This is a genomic window from Brachyspira catarrhinii (assembly GCF_005518285.1).
Taxonomy (GTDB): domain Bacteria; phylum Spirochaetota; class Brachyspiria; order Brachyspirales; family Brachyspiraceae; genus Brachyspira; species Brachyspira catarrhinii.
Genome location: NZ_SJDU01000855.1, coordinates 1 through 332, shown reverse-complemented (window position 1 = coordinate 332; position 332 = coordinate 1). Strand labels below are relative to the sequence as shown.

Here is a 332-nt window from a genome sequence, read left to right as displayed (position 1 = left end):
GTGATACTTATTATAATAAAAATTTATTTAGTAAGGTAGAATTAGATGGCGATATGAGTTCTATAGAGCCAGATACGGCAGACCCAACAAAGGTTCAGTTTAATGTAAAACCTACTATTCCAAATTCTCCTTTTTTTGAAGTAAGTAGCGGTTTTCAAAGTTATACAATAATTGGCGTTTATAAATATAGCGTCAAAGGTGTAGAGCAGACAGGACAGTGGGAGCATAGAGCTGTGGCAGCGGCAAGGTAGAGATTATCAAGAATAAATTATAAGTTGTTGAAGATAATATGATTTAAGTTAATAAGATTTTTAAGAGTTAAACCGAATTTA

General features: G+C 32.2%; 1 protein-coding gene. It reads left to right on the top strand.

The genetic code is table 11. The features are described from left to right. A partial coding sequence (locus EZH24_RS14600) for a hypothetical protein (protein ID WP_236847296.1) occupies positions 1-251 on the top strand: 251 nt, incomplete at its 5' end. Positions 252-332 lie beyond the last annotated feature (81 nt).